At 70.0% G+C, this 13,817-nt stretch carries 15 protein-coding genes; 3 read left to right on the top strand and 12 right to left on the bottom strand.

What is annotated here, in order from left to right:
* Window positions 1–6: 6 nt before the first annotated feature.
* The 6 genes from JYK17_RS00580 to JYK17_RS00555 all read right to left on the bottom strand — a co-directional run bounded on the left by JYK17_RS00580 (window position 7) and on the right by JYK17_RS00555 (window position 5,399).
* Window positions 7–1,398: a tannase/feruloyl esterase family alpha/beta hydrolase gene (locus tag JYK17_RS00580; protein ID WP_108009605.1), complete on the bottom strand. Its 1,392-nt coding sequence runs from the start codon at window positions 1,396–1,398 to the stop codon at window positions 7–9.
* Window positions 1,399–1,676: 278 nt separating this feature from the next.
* Window positions 1,677–2,576 carry a hypothetical protein gene (locus JYK17_RS00575; protein WP_108009603.1) on the bottom strand — a complete coding sequence of 300 codons (900 nt, stop codon included), beginning with the start codon at window positions 2,574–2,576 and terminating at the stop codon, window positions 1,677–1,679.
* Window positions 2,577–2,713: 137 nt separating this feature from the next.
* The gene (locus JYK17_RS00570; RefSeq protein ID WP_108010150.1) at window positions 2,714–3,010 is read right to left on the bottom strand and encodes a hypothetical protein; all 297 of its coding nucleotides are present in this window, start codon (window positions 3,008–3,010) and stop codon (window positions 2,714–2,716) included.
* Between the two features lie 363 nt (window positions 3,011–3,373).
* Window positions 3,374–3,973, bottom strand: coding sequence for a class I SAM-dependent methyltransferase (locus JYK17_RS00565; RefSeq protein ID WP_108010148.1), 600 nt, complete (start codon window positions 3,971–3,973; stop codon window positions 3,374–3,376).
* A 182-nt stretch (window positions 3,974–4,155) separates the two neighbouring features.
* Complete coding sequence (locus JYK17_RS00560) at window positions 4,156–4,689, bottom strand: GNAT family N-acetyltransferase (RefSeq protein ID WP_222809533.1); 534 nt, start codon at window positions 4,687–4,689, stop codon at window positions 4,156–4,158.
* A gap of 281 nt (window positions 4,690–4,970) precedes the next feature.
* Complete coding sequence (locus JYK17_RS00555; protein ID WP_108009601.1) at window positions 4,971–5,399, bottom strand: PPOX class F420-dependent oxidoreductase; 429 nt, start codon at window positions 5,397–5,399, stop codon at window positions 4,971–4,973.
* Window positions 5,400–5,492: 93 nt separating this feature from the next.
* On the opposite strand from JYK17_RS00555, the gene JYK17_RS00550 reads away from it, so the two are divergent.
* Together JYK17_RS00550 and JYK17_RS00545 are read left to right on the top strand one after the other, a co-directional pair.
* On the top strand, window positions 5,493–5,906 hold the full coding sequence (locus JYK17_RS00550; RefSeq protein WP_108009599.1) for a roadblock/LC7 domain-containing protein: 414 nt from the start codon (window positions 5,493–5,495) through the stop codon (window positions 5,904–5,906).
* A gap of 128 nt (window positions 5,907–6,034) precedes the next feature.
* Window positions 6,035–7,087 carry a DUF6397 family protein gene (locus tag JYK17_RS00545; RefSeq protein WP_234547446.1) on the top strand — a complete coding sequence of 351 codons (1,053 nt, stop codon included), beginning with the start codon at window positions 6,035–6,037 and terminating at the stop codon, window positions 7,085–7,087.
* A gap of 21 nt (window positions 7,088–7,108) precedes the next feature.
* Here JYK17_RS00545 and JYK17_RS00540 read toward each other — a convergent pair whose 3' ends face one another.
* A complete protein-coding gene (locus JYK17_RS00540; protein WP_108009597.1) occupies window positions 7,109–7,975 on the bottom strand; it encodes an acyl-CoA thioesterase in 867 nt (288 codons plus the stop codon).
* Window positions 7,976–7,994: 19 nt separating this feature from the next.
* A complete protein-coding gene (locus tag JYK17_RS00535; protein WP_108009595.1) occupies window positions 7,995–10,508 on the bottom strand; it encodes a DEAD/DEAH box helicase in 2,514 nt (837 codons plus the stop codon).
* Between the two features lie 145 nt (window positions 10,509–10,653).
* Between JYK17_RS00535 and JYK17_RS00530 the strand changes: the two genes are divergently transcribed.
* The gene (locus tag JYK17_RS00530) at window positions 10,654–11,448 is read left to right on the top strand and encodes a metal-dependent hydrolase (RefSeq protein WP_108009593.1); all 795 of its coding nucleotides are present in this window, start codon (window positions 10,654–10,656) and stop codon (window positions 11,446–11,448) included.
* Between the two features lie 27 nt (window positions 11,449–11,475).
* Here JYK17_RS00530 and JYK17_RS00525 read toward each other — a convergent pair whose 3' ends face one another.
* From JYK17_RS00525 to JYK17_RS00510, 4 genes are all read right to left on the bottom strand, one after another.
* Entirely contained in the window at window positions 11,476–11,748 is a 273-nt protein-coding gene (locus JYK17_RS00525) for a type B 50S ribosomal protein L31 (RefSeq protein ID WP_222809532.1), read from the bottom strand.
* 29 nt (window positions 11,749–11,777) lie between these two features.
* On the bottom strand, window positions 11,778–12,248 hold the full coding sequence (locus JYK17_RS00520) for a DUF5709 domain-containing protein (RefSeq protein WP_222809531.1): 471 nt from the start codon (window positions 12,246–12,248) through the stop codon (window positions 11,778–11,780).
* A gap of 195 nt (window positions 12,249–12,443) precedes the next feature.
* Window positions 12,444–13,130 carry a cupin domain-containing protein gene (locus tag JYK17_RS00515; protein WP_222809530.1) on the bottom strand — a complete coding sequence of 229 codons (687 nt, stop codon included), beginning with the start codon at window positions 13,128–13,130 and terminating at the stop codon, window positions 12,444–12,446.
* Window positions 13,093–13,719, bottom strand: coding sequence for an RNA polymerase sigma factor (locus JYK17_RS00510; RefSeq protein WP_222809529.1), 627 nt, complete (start codon window positions 13,717–13,719; stop codon window positions 13,093–13,095). The genes JYK17_RS00515 and JYK17_RS00510 overlap by 38 nt, the downstream gene beginning before the upstream one ends.
* Between the last annotated feature and the right edge of the window lie 98 nt (window positions 13,720–13,817).

Raw genomic sequence — 13,817 nt, 5'->3', positions numbered from 1 at the left:
GATCCGCTACCGCACGGAATCGACCCGCTCGGACAGCTTGCAGGAGTCGACCACATCGCCGTCCGCCGGTCGTGCGACGGTGTGGTCCGCGGGCGGTCGGACGCCCTGCTGCACCCAGGTCACCAGCGCGTCGAACGCCGACCGATAGCAGGGCAGGATCGGCCGCAGCCGGTCTGGAAAGGTGTCGTACAGCCCGTCGACGTGTGTGCCGCCCTGGATCGTGTAGTAGCGGTGCAGCGGGCCGCGTCCGCTCGCGTCGATCATGCGCGCGTACACATCCGAGTCGGTCGCCTTGGGCAGCAGGGAGTCCAGGTCGCCGTGGAGCGTGATCAGAGGTCTGCCGATGCGCCCGGTCAGCGACACCCGGGCCACGGCCCGGCGGACGGCCGCGGGGCGTGCTGCGTAGTCGTACGCTGCGTCGCGGGCACATGGCGAGAGGATCTGCTCCGGGGTGCTGCCCGCGGAGGGGCCCGGGCAGCCGGGGTCGTAGGCCGGGTCGAACTCGGCGCGGTAAGTCTTCTGCGTGATCCCCCAGTACGCCTTCTCGTGGTAGGGCCACAGGAACTCGGAGCCGCGCGCGAAGCCGACCGCGTACATGTCCTCGTCGTTCGCCGAGCCCAGCGTCCGGGCCACAGCGGTGGGCAGCGAGGTGAGCAGGCTGGGGCCGTCGGCGGTCCACAGAGCGCCTTCCCAGTCCACGCCGCCGTCGTAGAGCTCAGGATGGTTCTCCAGCTGCCAGCGGGTGAGGTAGCCGCCGTTGGAGATGCCGGTCATGTAGGTGCGGCGGGGCGCGTGCCCGTAGCGCTGGGCGACCGCGCGCTTGGCCGCTCGGGTGAGCTGAGTGGTCCGTGCGTTCCATTCGGCGATCGCGTCTCCGGGTCGGGCTCCGTCGCGGTAGAAGTCGGTGCCGCTGTTGCCCTTGTCCGTCGCGGCGTACGCATAGCCCTCGGCGAGCACCTGGTCGGAGATCGCGGTGTCCGTCGCGTACTGCTTGCGTGTGCCGGGAGCGCCGGTGACCACCAGGCCACCGTTCCAGTGGTCCGGCATCCGGATCACGAACTGCGCGTCGTGGCGCCATCCGTGGGTGGTGTTGAAGTGCGAGGAGTCCGGGAAGTAGCCGTCGATCTGCACCCCGGCAACCCCGGACGGTGTGCGGGTGGCCTTCGCCGTCAGCCCCGCCTGGTCGGCCATGTCGGTGTACGGCGTACCGGCGAGCCCCGTCGTGGTGAGATCGGGCAGACAGGCGCTCTGTTGGAAGGCGGCGCCCGGCACATGCACCCGGTCGAGGCGGGCGCAGTGACTGCCGCCGGCTGTGCCGGCCTGGGCGGAGGCCGGCCAGACGAGGGCGGCTGTCACCAGGGTGGCGGCAGCGAGCGGAACACTGCGGGACGGACGCATGACGGCCTCCGGGGCAGGGAGCGAAAGGACGACCGCAGGAGTGCGGGCGCCGCGGGCTGCCCCATGGTGTGGTCCGGCGCTCATGGCATCCATGTGCCGGGACCACAGTGAAGGCCTTCATGGCATGGCGGTTCAGTACAGGGTCGTGTGTGCAGTCCGGCGTAAAGCGAAGTCCCGCGCGCAGGAGGGAGATCGGCGAACAACGGTCCTTCGAGGTGAGCGTGCAAGGACCGATCCGCCGTCAGGTGCCCACAGTTGGGTGACCGCGGAGCGGGAACTCAACTGGGCCGGACAGCCATTTTTTCGAGCGCCTCCAGGAGGCCGGGCAGTTCCGGTCCTCGGCCGACCGGGAGTACCTCGCCGGGCTCGGCGTCAAGGAGGACGAACGCGATGTCGTCGGTCCTGGCCACGAGCGACCAGCCCGGACCATCGGCGCGCAGCGTCCGCGCGTCGCCGGGTGCGAAGGAGGACCGGACACGGCCGAGCGGCGGCGGCTTTTCCACGTAGCCGCGTGCCTCGGCGAGCACGCGCCGTATCCCGCCGTGCTTGTCGGGACCGTCGACCTGCCCGTCCTGTCCGTCCTGCGCGGCGTGCTCGTCCTGCTCGGTGTCCTCGTCCTTCACTTCCTTCTCTGCTGCCTCAGCGGATCCGTCGGATGCCGAGGCCTGGTTCGAGAAGGAGGCATCGTCGATCTGCTCCCGCCAGATGGCCCACTGCAGCGCGATCTCGTCGGCGCCCAGGCGCCGTTGGGCGGGCCCCCATCGGCTCGTGTCCGGCGGCGTGAGAGGCGGACCGTCCGCCACCTCGGGGTCGGGATCGTGTGGCGCGGGCACGCCGGGAGCCGCGACGGCGACCGCGAGCGGCCAGCCCGGTAGCGCGGCCACTACCGAACGCTCGTCGGGAGACAGGTCGTACTCCATCCCGCAGTCCCAGGACGCGATGGCGACCGCGACCAGGGAGACGTCGTCGACCACGACGGTCCACCGGGCACCGTCGCCGTCCTGGCCGAGTACCAGGCCGTATCCGTCGGCGAGCGGCGCGAGACCGAGCGCCGAGCAGGCCTCCGGATAGTCGTCGCCGAGCACGCTCGGGAACTTCGCCGGCGTCAGAAGTACCGCCGTGAGCACATAAAGCGCTTCGTCCGCGGCGGCGACGGCGTCCTCGTCCGTCCCGGCCATGCCTGCCTCCCCATCGATTCATCCGATCGCGCGCACCCTAATGCGCGCGGAAGCAGCTTGTCACGACTCGGAAGCACACGTGGACCTGCAGTTTTCCGGCTGGACGGGGCGAATCGGCCACTCCCGACGCGATGTCGTCAGCCCGCCGGGAGCCCCAGCAGCGCGCGGGCCACCGTCCCCGGCGACTCGTCGCGCTCGCGGGCCAGTGCGATGACTGCCCTGCATGCCAGCTCATTGACCCCGAAGGACAGAGCCTCCGGGGACACCCAACCCGCCGCCTCGTCGATACGGTCCTGGTCGTCCTCCGCGCAGGCCGAGACATAGGCGGCGGCGGCTTCGAAAAGATTGTGTGTACGTTTGTCCCGACCGTTGCCGAGGTCCGCGCGTACGGCGTTGAGGAATCTTGCACAGGACTTGCGCACCCTGCCCAACATGCTGACCACCTTCCCCCTGCGTGGTTGCCCATGGCCGATCGTTCATCTCCTGCTGTTCAACCTAGAGTTGGAATCCGGGCGGCAGAAGGGTGACGGGCGCGTGAAGCGATCGACTGCACATTCGTTCACACTCACGGTCGCCGTCGAGGTCGCCCGTCGGCGGCTGGACCTCGCTTCCCGGCCGGTTCTCACGGAGGCCAACCTGGACGCCGAGCGGTCGCCCACCTGCGGGCAGCAGCAATATCGCCTCCTACGAGGTGGAAGCGTTTGTGGACGGTAGCCACGCGCGCGTGCCGGCAAATGTCGGTCCCCTGGGGGTAGGGCCCATGCGGCGGGATGATGCGGCCGGGCCCGAGCTGAGACTCAGCCCTCCCGGACGGCCAGCGCCAGGAAGCGGGCGTCCTCGTCGACGTACGAGGTCATACGCCATCCGGAACCGGCCAGCAGGGGCCGCAGGTTGGGTTTCGCGCGCAGGTCGTCGGGGGTGATCTGCCGACCCTGGCGTGCGGCCAGTGCCGCGCGGCCGATGGGGTGGAACAGGGCCAGCGTGCCGCCCGGGCGCACCACCCGCGCCAACTCCCGCAGGTTCTCCTCCGGGTCGGGAAGGTGGGCGATGAGGCCGGCGGCGAACACCGCGTCGAGCGACCGCGACCGCAGCGGCAGCACCGCCACGTCAGCCAGCAGCAGCTGCCCGTCGCGGTGCCTGCCGGCCCGTTCGGCGGCCTGCAGCATGGCCGGGGTCAGGTCCGCCCCGACGACGACTCCCGAAGGCCCCACGGCGGCACGCAGCGGCGTCAGGGCCCGACCGGTGCCGCATCCCGCGTCGAGCACCCGGTCTCCTTCGCGCAGCTGCAGATCGGCGACCGCGGCGGCGTAGGCGGGGCCGTCGTCGGGGAACCGGCTGTCCCAGTCGGCGGCACGGGCACCGAAGAACTCCTGAACGTGCGTGTGGTCGTCGCTCATGTTCCGCATGATCCCTCACCGACACCGATGACTCCGCGGTGCACACGTTCGAACCCTACGTCGTCGTACTGATGCACATCTGCGCCATGTTCCAACGGGAGCGCCTGCGTGACCAGCGATCCCGCCTGGTTCCGTCACCAGCACGTCGACAGATCCGAGGTGTCGGGCTCAACCGGACGGCACTATCGCACTATCGGGGCCCGCAAGCCCAGCCACTGATCGGCGTCCCAGGCCCGGAACCGCTCCACCTCGGTAAACCCCAGCTTCGCCGCGAGACGCATCGAACGGACGTTGGCCGTCTGGGTGGTGAGCACCACCGGCTCACCCGGAAGGACGCCTGCGAGCCAGTCCAGGGCAGCCGCGCACGCCTCGGAGGCATACCCGAATCCCCACGCCCGCGGCAGGAAGAGGTAGCCAAGATCGACCTTCCCCACGGCAACGGGACACAGGTGCTCTGTTGCCCTCCTGAGCAGGATCTGACCGATCATCGCCCCGTCGAGATCGACGACGAAACTCCCGGGCCGCCGCCCGGGCACCCCGGGCATCTCGCGCTCGAGTTCGTCACGCGGGCGAGGGCCGCCGAGATAGGTGTGCACCTCCGACGAGGCGTACAGCTCAAGGAACGACGCACGGTCCCGGGCCTCAGGCTCACGCAACACGAGCCTCTCGGTCTTGATCGGTACAGGCGGCCACACTACGGGTCCGAGATCATCCATGTCGGCCAGCCAATCAGCGGCCACCTGTAACGATCAAGACTCCCGGCCCCTCTTGCTTCTTGATCCCTGCGCACACCGCGCTGGACATCGCGGAGAACGCGATCACGGGCGGCACCCTGGGCCTGACCACCGCCACACCCGAGACCACCTGGGCTGTGCCGCGTTGCCGCTCGGCCTAGCCGCAACCGCGACGCCGGGCGGATGCACACCGTCCGGCGTCGCGCCTCGGCCGGCTGACGGCCACCCTCCAAGAGGATCCGGCCGCCCGGGGACAGGACCGCTCAGCTCGCGATCGCCTTGTGCGCCAAAACCTTCTCGATCCCGACGCGCACAAGGAGTTCGCCCGGAACGCCGTTGCGCTCCCCGAACTCCTCCGCACGTTCCTCACCCATGTACCGGGCCCCGATCCTGGCGGCCCAGTGCCGCACCTCCCCGAGATCCTCCGAGATCCGGGCACGGCCCTGCAGCACCACGAAGTCGAACGGCGGCCGGTCGTCGTCGACGCATAGGGCGACTCGGCCGTCGCGAGCCAGATTCCGTCCCTTGACCGTGTCTTTGCCGGTATTGAACACCAGGTCGTCCCCGTCGAGCACGAACCAGATCGGCGCCACATGCGGGCTTCCGTCAGCCCGGACGGTCGACAGCTTGCCGGTGCGCGTGCCGTGTGACACGAACGCCCGCCATTCCTCATCGGTCATCTTCTGAGCCATGCCCCTATCCTCCTTGCTCGTGGGCCGGTGGTGGTGAAGGGTGGCGAGGAGATCCTCCGGCCAGGGGGAGTCGTCACACGGGGAGACCGGAACATGGAGCAGAACCAGGGGCTTGACTGGCTGCTGGACGATCTGACCGAGCGTGTCGAACATGTACGGCACGCTCTGGTCCTGTCCAACGACGGGCTGGTGACGGGGGCAAGTACGGGGCTGCGGCGCGAGGACGCCGAACACCTTGCCGCCGTCTCGTCCGGGCTGCACAGCCTGGCCAAAGGCTCGGGACGTTACTTCGGCGCGGGCAGAGTACGCCAGACGATGGTCGAGTTCGACGACGCGGTGCTGTTCGTCACCGCCGCCGGAAACAGCAGCTGCCTGTGTGTGCTCAGCGGCGCGGAAGCCGACATCGGCCAGATCGCCTACGAGATGACCCTGCTCGTCAACCGGGTCGGAGAGCACCTCGACGTAGAGGCTCGGCAGCCCGAGGGAAGCCCGACCGCAGATTCCTGACCTGCGGGTTCGCCCTCTCCCGTGGAGTTATCCACAGGCCCGCCACAAGATCGGCCGAAGCGGCTACGGTTTTTTCACCGAGGTCGCGCAGACGGCGCCGACCACTTGCTCCACGGGGGAGACCGACCATGTCAGGCAACATCGTCACGCAATCACCCAGCGCCTCCTGCACGCCGAGCCGGGCCTGCCGGGAACTGGGTCTCAGGCGAGGGGAGTTCGACCTCGCGGTGAATCTCGGACACATCCGCACGATGCCCGATGAAGGGGGCGGGGGGCTGCGGGTCGCCCGCAGCGAGATCGACCGGCTGCATGCCGAAGAGGGTTTTCCCGAGGCGCTGAAGAAGCGGGTCGAGACCGTGGGCGCCCGGGAGGGCGCGGAGCTGCTGGAGGTGTCCCACGGCAGGTTCACCAGGCTGGCCCGGCTCGGCGTCGTCGTCCCGGTGCGGTTCTATCTCAACCGCTATCGGGCCGTCGTCTGGCTCTATCTGGCCGAAGAGCTCGCCCAGTTCGAGGCCGACGAGACCAACGCGCCCTTGCTGAGCGGCCGTACGCCCGCCGATGTACGCGGACAGCTGGCGGACGGGCTGGATCTGCGGCCCCGGAACTGGCGGGGTCGGCATCTGGGCTTCCTGCGGCGTCAGGCCGGCGACCATCCTTGGGCGCATGCCGCCGCCGTGGCGTCGCTGCTCGATGCCGTTCAGGTCGCGGAGATCGTGCAGGACCCCTATGAGCGCACCCACTTGAACCGGTTCCGGCCCAGGACTCCGGCTCACGGCGCCCCCGACTCGCCCGCCGCGCACCTGGCCGAGCGCATCACCATGGCACAGGACCCGGACGAGATCGGCTGGCTGCGGGCCGACCTCGCCCAGGCGGTGAGCGACGCACGCAGGCTCCAGCCCGCGCCGCGCCCAACCCCGGCGCTGCGTCCAACTCCCTCGCCATGCCCAGGCCCCGTGTCGCGCCCGAGCCCCACACCGCGCCCAAGCCTCACACCGCGCCCAAACTTCGCGCCGCTTCGGTCGACTCCCGCCCCACGCCCGGCTCCCGAGCCAAGGCCCGCTGAAGTACCGAAGCAGACACAACCCACACCACCGGCAACCATCGAACAGAGCCAGCCAACCCCCCAGGAAGCGGCGCGCCCCCGCACCCTGCTCGGCTGGCTGCGCCGCAAGACGGAGTGAGACGTCACAGGACCGCGTGACTCACAGCGCCCGGAACAGACCTTCCTGGACCACGGACACGAGCAGCCGGCCCTCGGCGTCGTAGATCCGTCCACGAGCCAGGCCCCGTCCGCCCGTCGCGATCGGCGACTCCTGGTCGTAGAGGAACCACTCGTCCGCGCGGAAGGGCCGGTGGAACCACATGGCGTGGTCCAGCGACGCGATGTCGAAGGTGCGCGGGCCCCACAGGGGTTGGACCGGGATGCGGACGGCGTCCAGGAGGGTCATGTCGCTGGCGTAGGTCAGCGCGCAGGTGTGCACGACCGGGTCGTCCCCCAACGGTCCGACCGCGCGCATCCACACGGCGCTGCGTGGCTCGGCGTCCTTGACCTCTTCGGGCGTCCAGCGCAGCCGGTCCACATAGCGGATGTCGAAGGGCTGGCGGCGTGCCATCCGCTCCAACTGCTCGGGCAGATCGCCGTGATGCTCACGGATCTCCTGAGTGACCGTCGGCAGGGACTCCGGGTCGGGGACCTTGCGAGCCGGCGGCAGCTGATGCTCGAAGGATCCTTCCTCAGGCTTGTGAAAGGAGGCGGTGAGATTGAAGATCGTGCGGCCCTGCTGCACGGCGGTGACCCTACGGGTCGTGAACGATCTGCCGTCCCGCACCCGTTCCACCTGGTACACGATCGGAACGCCCGGCCGCCCCGGGCGCAGGAAGTACGCGTGCAGCGAATGCACCGGACGATCACCGTCCGTGGTGCGTGCGGCGGCGACCAGTGCCTGGCCCGCCACCTGCCCGCCGAAGACCCGTTGCAGGGACTCGTTCGGGCTGCGCCCACGGAAGATGTTGACCTCGATCCGTTCCAGGTCGAGCAGGTCGACGAGGCTCTCGGCCGGGTTCGTCATGCGTGGGGTTCTCCTTGGCTCACAGCTGGCCGACGTCGGTGACACGTACGATCGCACGGCCCTCGGCGTCGGATGCAGCGAGGTCGATCTCCGCGCTGATGCCCCAGTCGTGGTCGCCGTTCGGATCGGCGAAAGTCTGGCGGACCCGCCACAGGCCGTGCTCCGCGTCCTCCTCGATGATCAGCAGCTTGGGGCCGCGCGCATCCGGGCCGGTGCCAAGGTCCTCGTACTCGTCCCAGTACTTGTCCATGGCCTCGCCCCACGCGTCGGCGTCCCATCCGGCGTCGGCGTCCATCTCGCCCAGCTCCTCGACCTGGTCGAGGGCGGCGAGTTCGACGCGCCGGAACATGGCGTTGCGGACCAGGACCCGGAAGGCGCGGGCGTTGCTGGTGACCGGCTTGACCTCGTCGGCCTTCTCCTGGGCCTCCTCGGCGGTCAGCTCCTCCGGGTTGGCGAGCTGTTCCCACTCGTCGAGCAGGCTGGAGTCGACCTGGCGGACCATCTCGCCGAGCCACTCGATGAGGTCCTGCAGGTCCTCGGACTTGAGGTCGTCCGGGATGTTGTGGTCGAGGGTCTTGAAGGCGCTGGCGAGGTAGCGCAGCACGATGCCCTCGGTGCGGGCCAGCTCGTAGAAGGACACCAACTCCGTGAAGGACATGGCCCGTTCGTACATGTCGCGGATCACGGACTTCGGCGACAACGGATGGTCGCCCACCCACGGGTGGCTCTTGCGGTAGGTGTTGTACGCGTGGAAGAGCAGCTCCTCCAGGGGCTTGGGGTAGCTGATGTCCTGCAGGCGCTCCATGCGTTCCTCGTACTCGACGCCGTCCGCCTTCATCGCGGCCACCGCCTCGCCCTTGGCCTTGTTCAGCTGGGCGACGAGGATCTGCCGCGGATCGTCCAGTGTCGACTCGACGACGGAGACCATGTCCAGGGCGTAGGACGGCGAATCGGGGTCGAGCAGTTCGAACGCGGCGAGGGCGAACGTGGACAGCGGCTGGTTGAGGGCGAAGTCCTGCTGCAGGTCCACCGTGAGGCGGACGATGCGGCCGGTGGCGTCCGGCTCGTCGAGCCTCTCGACGATGCCGCCGTCCAGCAGCGAACGGTAGATGGCGATCGCGCGCCGAATGTGCCGAAGCTGCTGCTTGCGCGGCTCGTGGTTGTCCTCCAGGAGGTGCCGCATCGCCTCGAAGGCGTTGCCCGGGCGTGCGATCACCGACAGCAGCATCGTGTGCGTCACCCTGAAGCGGGAGGTCAGCGGCTCCGGGTCGGAGGCGATGAGCTTCTCGAAGGTGTTCTCCGTCCAGGCGACGAAGCCCTCGGGTGCCTTCTTGCGCACGACCTTGCGGCGCTTCTTGGGGTCGTCGCCCGCCTTGGCGAGCGCCTTCTCGTTCTCGATGACGTGCTCGGGCGCCTGCGCGACGACGAAGCCCGCCGTGTCGAAGCCGGCCCGCCCGGCCCGCCCGGCGATCTGGTGGAACTCACGGGCGCGGAGCGTGCGCACCCGGCTGCCGTCGTACTTGGTCAACGCCGTGAACAGCACGGTGCGGATGGGGACGTTGACGCCGACTCCGAGAGTGTCCGTGCCGCAGATGACCTTCAGCAGCCCGGCCTGCGCCAGCTTCTCCACCAGGCGCCGGTACTTGGGCAGCATGCCGGCGTGATGGACACCGATGCCGTGGCGGACGTAGCGGGAGAGGTTGCGGCCGAACTTGGTGGTGAAGCGGAAGTTGCCGATCAGGTCGGCGATCTGGTCCTTCTCCTCGCGCGTGCACATGTTGATGCTCATCAGCGCCTGCGCCCGCTCCACCGCCTGCGCCTGCGTGAAGTGCACGATGTAGACCGGCGCCTGCCTGGTCTCCAGGAGCTCGGTGAGCGTCTCGGTGAGCGGGGTGAGCCGGTACTCGTAGGACAGCGGCACGGGACGCGTCGCCGAGCGGACCACCGCCGTCGGGCGGCCGGTGCGCCGGGTGAGGTCCTTCTCGAACATCGAGACGTCACCGAGCGTCGCGGACATCAGGACGAACTGCGCCTGTGGCAGCTCCAGGATCGGGATCTGCCAGGCCCAGCCGCGATCGGCCTCCGCGTAGAAGTGGAACTCGTCCATGACGACCTGACCGATGTCCGCGTTCTTGCCGTCACGCAGCGCGATCGAGGCGAGGACCTCGGCGGTGCAGCAGATCACGGGCGCATCGGAGTTCACGGACGCGTCACCGGTCAGCATGCCGACGTTCTCGGTGCCGAAGAGCTTGCACAGCTCGAAGAACTTCTCCGACACCAGCGCCTTGATCGGTGCCGTGTAGAAGGTGACCTCGTCCCGGGCGAGGGCGGCGAAGTGCGCACCCGCCGCGATCATGCTCTTGCCGGACCCGGTGGGCGTCGACACGATCACGTTCGCACCGGAGACCACCTCGATCAGCGCCTCCTCCTGGTGGGGGTAGAGCGTGAGACCGCGCTCCCCGGCCCACGACTCGAAGGCTTCGTAGAGGGCGTCGGGGTCGGCGGTCTGCGGCAGCTGATCGATGAGGGTCACGCACCCATCTTGCCTGGCGTCCCCGCTCATGGGGGAATCGGTTGCCGGCACGAAGATCACGAGCAGTACGCTGTGACGCCGACGGAGTGTCAGCGCACCCGGTCAACTGGACAGCGGCACAAGAGGAATGGGGCGGGGAACGGCCATGATGGGACCAGCACACTCATTGTCGGGCGCGGCCGCCTGGCTCGGCGTCGGTGCGGCTGCCGCCGCGGCCGGGCATTCCATGCCCTGGCCGGTCCTCCTGGTCGGCTCGCTGATCTGCGCCGGAGCCGCACTCGCCCCGGACCTGGACCACAAGGCCGCCACCATCTCCAGGGCCTTCGGCCCCCTCTCCCGCGCGCTGTGCGAGATCGTCGACAAGCTCTCCTACGGCGTCTACAAGGCGACGAAGAAGAAGGGCGACCCGCGCCGCTCCGGCGGCCACCGCACACTCACCCACACCTGGCTCTGGGCGGTCCTGATCGGCGGAGGTACGTCGGTCCTCGCCATCACGGGTGGCCGCTGGGCGGTCCTCGCCATCCTCTTCGTCCACATGGTGCTGGCCATCGAGGGCCTGCTGTGGCGGGCGGCCCGCGGCTCCAGCAGCGACGTCCTGGTCTGGCTGCTGGCCGCCACCAGCGCCTGGATCCTCGCCCAGGTCCTGGACAAGCCGGGCAACGGCTCGCACTGGCTGTTCACGGAGCCGGGCCAGCAGTACCTGTGGCTGGGGCTGCCGATCGTGCTGGGCGCGCTGGTGCACGACATCGGGGACGCGCTGACGGTCTCCGGCTGCCCGATACTGTGGCCGATCCCGGTGGGCCGCAAGCGCTGGTACCCGATCGGCCCGCCGAAGTTCATGCGGTTCCGTGCGGGCAGCTGGGTCGAGCTCAAGGTTCTGATGCCGGTGTTCATGCTGCTCGGCGGGGTGGGCTGCGCGGCCGCGCTGAACGTCATCTGAGCAGCGCGGCGCCGGCCGGCCGCGGGTTCAGCCCGCGGTGCCCGAGCCCTGGCCCGCGCCGCCCCCGTAGCGTCGCTCGAACTGGGCGACACGGCCCTCCGTGTCCACCGTGCGTGCCTTGCCGGTGTAGAAGGGGTGGCTCTCCGAGGAGATCTCCACATCCACCACCGGGTAGGTCTCGCCGTCGTCCCACTCGATGGTCTGCTCACTGGTCGCGGTGGACCGGGTCAGGAAGGCATAGCCCGCGGCACGGTCGCGGAAGACCACCGGGTGGTAGTCGGGCTGCTTGTCCTGCTGCATGCGTCCTCCTCGGGCTGGTGGGCGTCCGGTCAGCCGGCCAGGGCGTCCCCGTCGACGATGTGCATCGCCGCTTCCTCGGCGGACGCGGCGGCACCGTCGATGCCCACGTCCGTGGCGATCAGCGCGCTCTCCTCATCCTCGTGCACCCCCTCGTCCGGGGCCACGAGACGGCCGGAGCGGGTGGCGCCGACCTCGTCGTCCAGGAGTTCCCCGTCGGAGCCGTCGCAGTCTCCGATGCCGTCGCCGTCGGACATCACCAGCTCCGGCAGTTCCTCGGCGAGCCGCTGCTCCAGGGTCTCCCCGTGACGGCGCTCCGCCGCGGTCACGTCGTCGCGCTCCACCGCCCACGGCCTCTCCGGAGGGGACCAGCCCCGGTCGAGGGGGTCGTCAACGCCGTCGTCGTCGAGCGTGTCCTCCACGTCGAGCAGTCCGGAGTCCTCCTGGATCTCGGATCCGTCGGGCTGGTAGACGTCGTCTCCCCATCCGTCGACGCTGTTCACGGATACCTCCAGGTGATGGGGACGGGCCCGCTTCTCACCGCGTCGGGCGCCGGCCGCCGTCGCGCGGAGCACCGGCTGCGCCCGGAGGGACCTCGGGTCCCTGGGCGCTCCCCGAGCCCGTGCCGATATCCAGCCTTCCACCCCTTTTCGGGACTGCGCAACGGCACGGCGGGAGGAGGCGGGCAGCGGCCCGCGTCAGGTGCGCGGTACGGCCGAGGACCAGACGTGGCCGTCGTCCGTCACCAGTTGGACGCGATCGACGGAGCCGGCCGATCCGTAGGCGATCCAGGTGGCCCGGCCGGACTGCGGCATCCACCACTGGCCGGCGTCGCGGGTGGAGCCGTCCTTGAGCAGCAGGCGGCAGGTGTAGTGGGTGCCGGGCCGCCCGGCCGTGATCTGCATGACGAGGACACGCTCGGTGCCGGCGCGGCTCGGCTCAACGGTTCCCACTGCCGCTCCCGAGCCGGTGACCAGCCGGGCCCCGTGGTCGCTCGCGGCCACCTGCACCGGGGCCGACTCGTGGTGAAGCAGTGTCGTGCCGCCCGCGCCCAGGCAGAGTCCGGCCGCGGCGGCCGCGGCGACCAGCAGCTGGGTGCGGTACCTACGGCGGGCGGGGGAGCGGCGGCGCAGTTCCAGGCGGTCGAGCACGCGGGTGTCGAAGCCCGGCGGTGCCGCGACCGAGGGGGCCGCCGGCAGGACGGCGTCGACGGCCGCGGACAGCTCGTCATAGGCGGCGCGGCAGGTCACGCAGGCGGTGAGATGGCGCAGCAGCGTGGCCGGCTCGCCGGGGAGGGTGCCGAGGGCAAGGGCGGTCAGTTCGTCCTCGTCAGGATGACGTCGCTCGTCAGGGTGGCGTTGCTCGTCGGGGTGGCGCTCCGTCACGGCTCTCCTCCTTCAGTGTCTCGCGCAGCCTGCGCAGGCCGGTGCGGATGCGGGTCTTGGCGGTGCCCAGGGGGATGTTCTCGTGCCGGCCCACCTCGGCGGCGGTGCAGCCGCCCAGCACGGCCAGCGCGACCGCGCGGGCCTGCTCCTCGGGCAGGGCCCGCAGTCGTGCCAAGGCACGCTCGCTCTCCAGGGCGAGCAGAGCCAGCCGCTCGGTGCCGTTCGTGTCGGCGGCCGACCGCAGGGTCACGTCAAGCAGCCGTTCCAGCGTCTCGGCCAGAACGGGAGTGGGGCGCCGCGCCCGGACGGCGTCGATGGCGGCGTTGCGGGTGATGGTCAGCAGCCAGGTCAGGGCCGAGGCCCGCCGGGGGTCGTAGTTGCCCGCCGCGCGCCAGGCCCGTACGAACACCTCCTGGCTGACGTCCTCGGCCAGGGCGCGATCGTGGGTCACCGATACGGCCAGGCCGAAGACCGCGTCCTGGAAGCGGCGCACGAAGGCGAGTGCGGCCTGCTCGTCGCCCAGGGCGAGGCCGGCGACGAGCGAGGCGTCGTCGACCCGGTCGGTGCGCGGGAACAGTTCCACATCCATAGGTACGTACGAAGGGGGCAAAGGGATTGAACGGAACCAGGTGCAATCTCTCGCCGCCTTTCGCCCGTACAACCTCCGTCGAAACGGACGGAGAGATC

Origin of the sequence: Streptomyces plumbidurans, from assembly GCF_019857225.1 — a bacterium.
Lineage (GTDB): Bacteria > Actinomycetota > Actinomycetes > Streptomycetales > Streptomycetaceae > Streptomyces > Streptomyces plumbidurans.
Note: the sequence above shows the minus strand (reverse complement) of the source record. Positions and strands in the feature narration are given on the sequence as shown.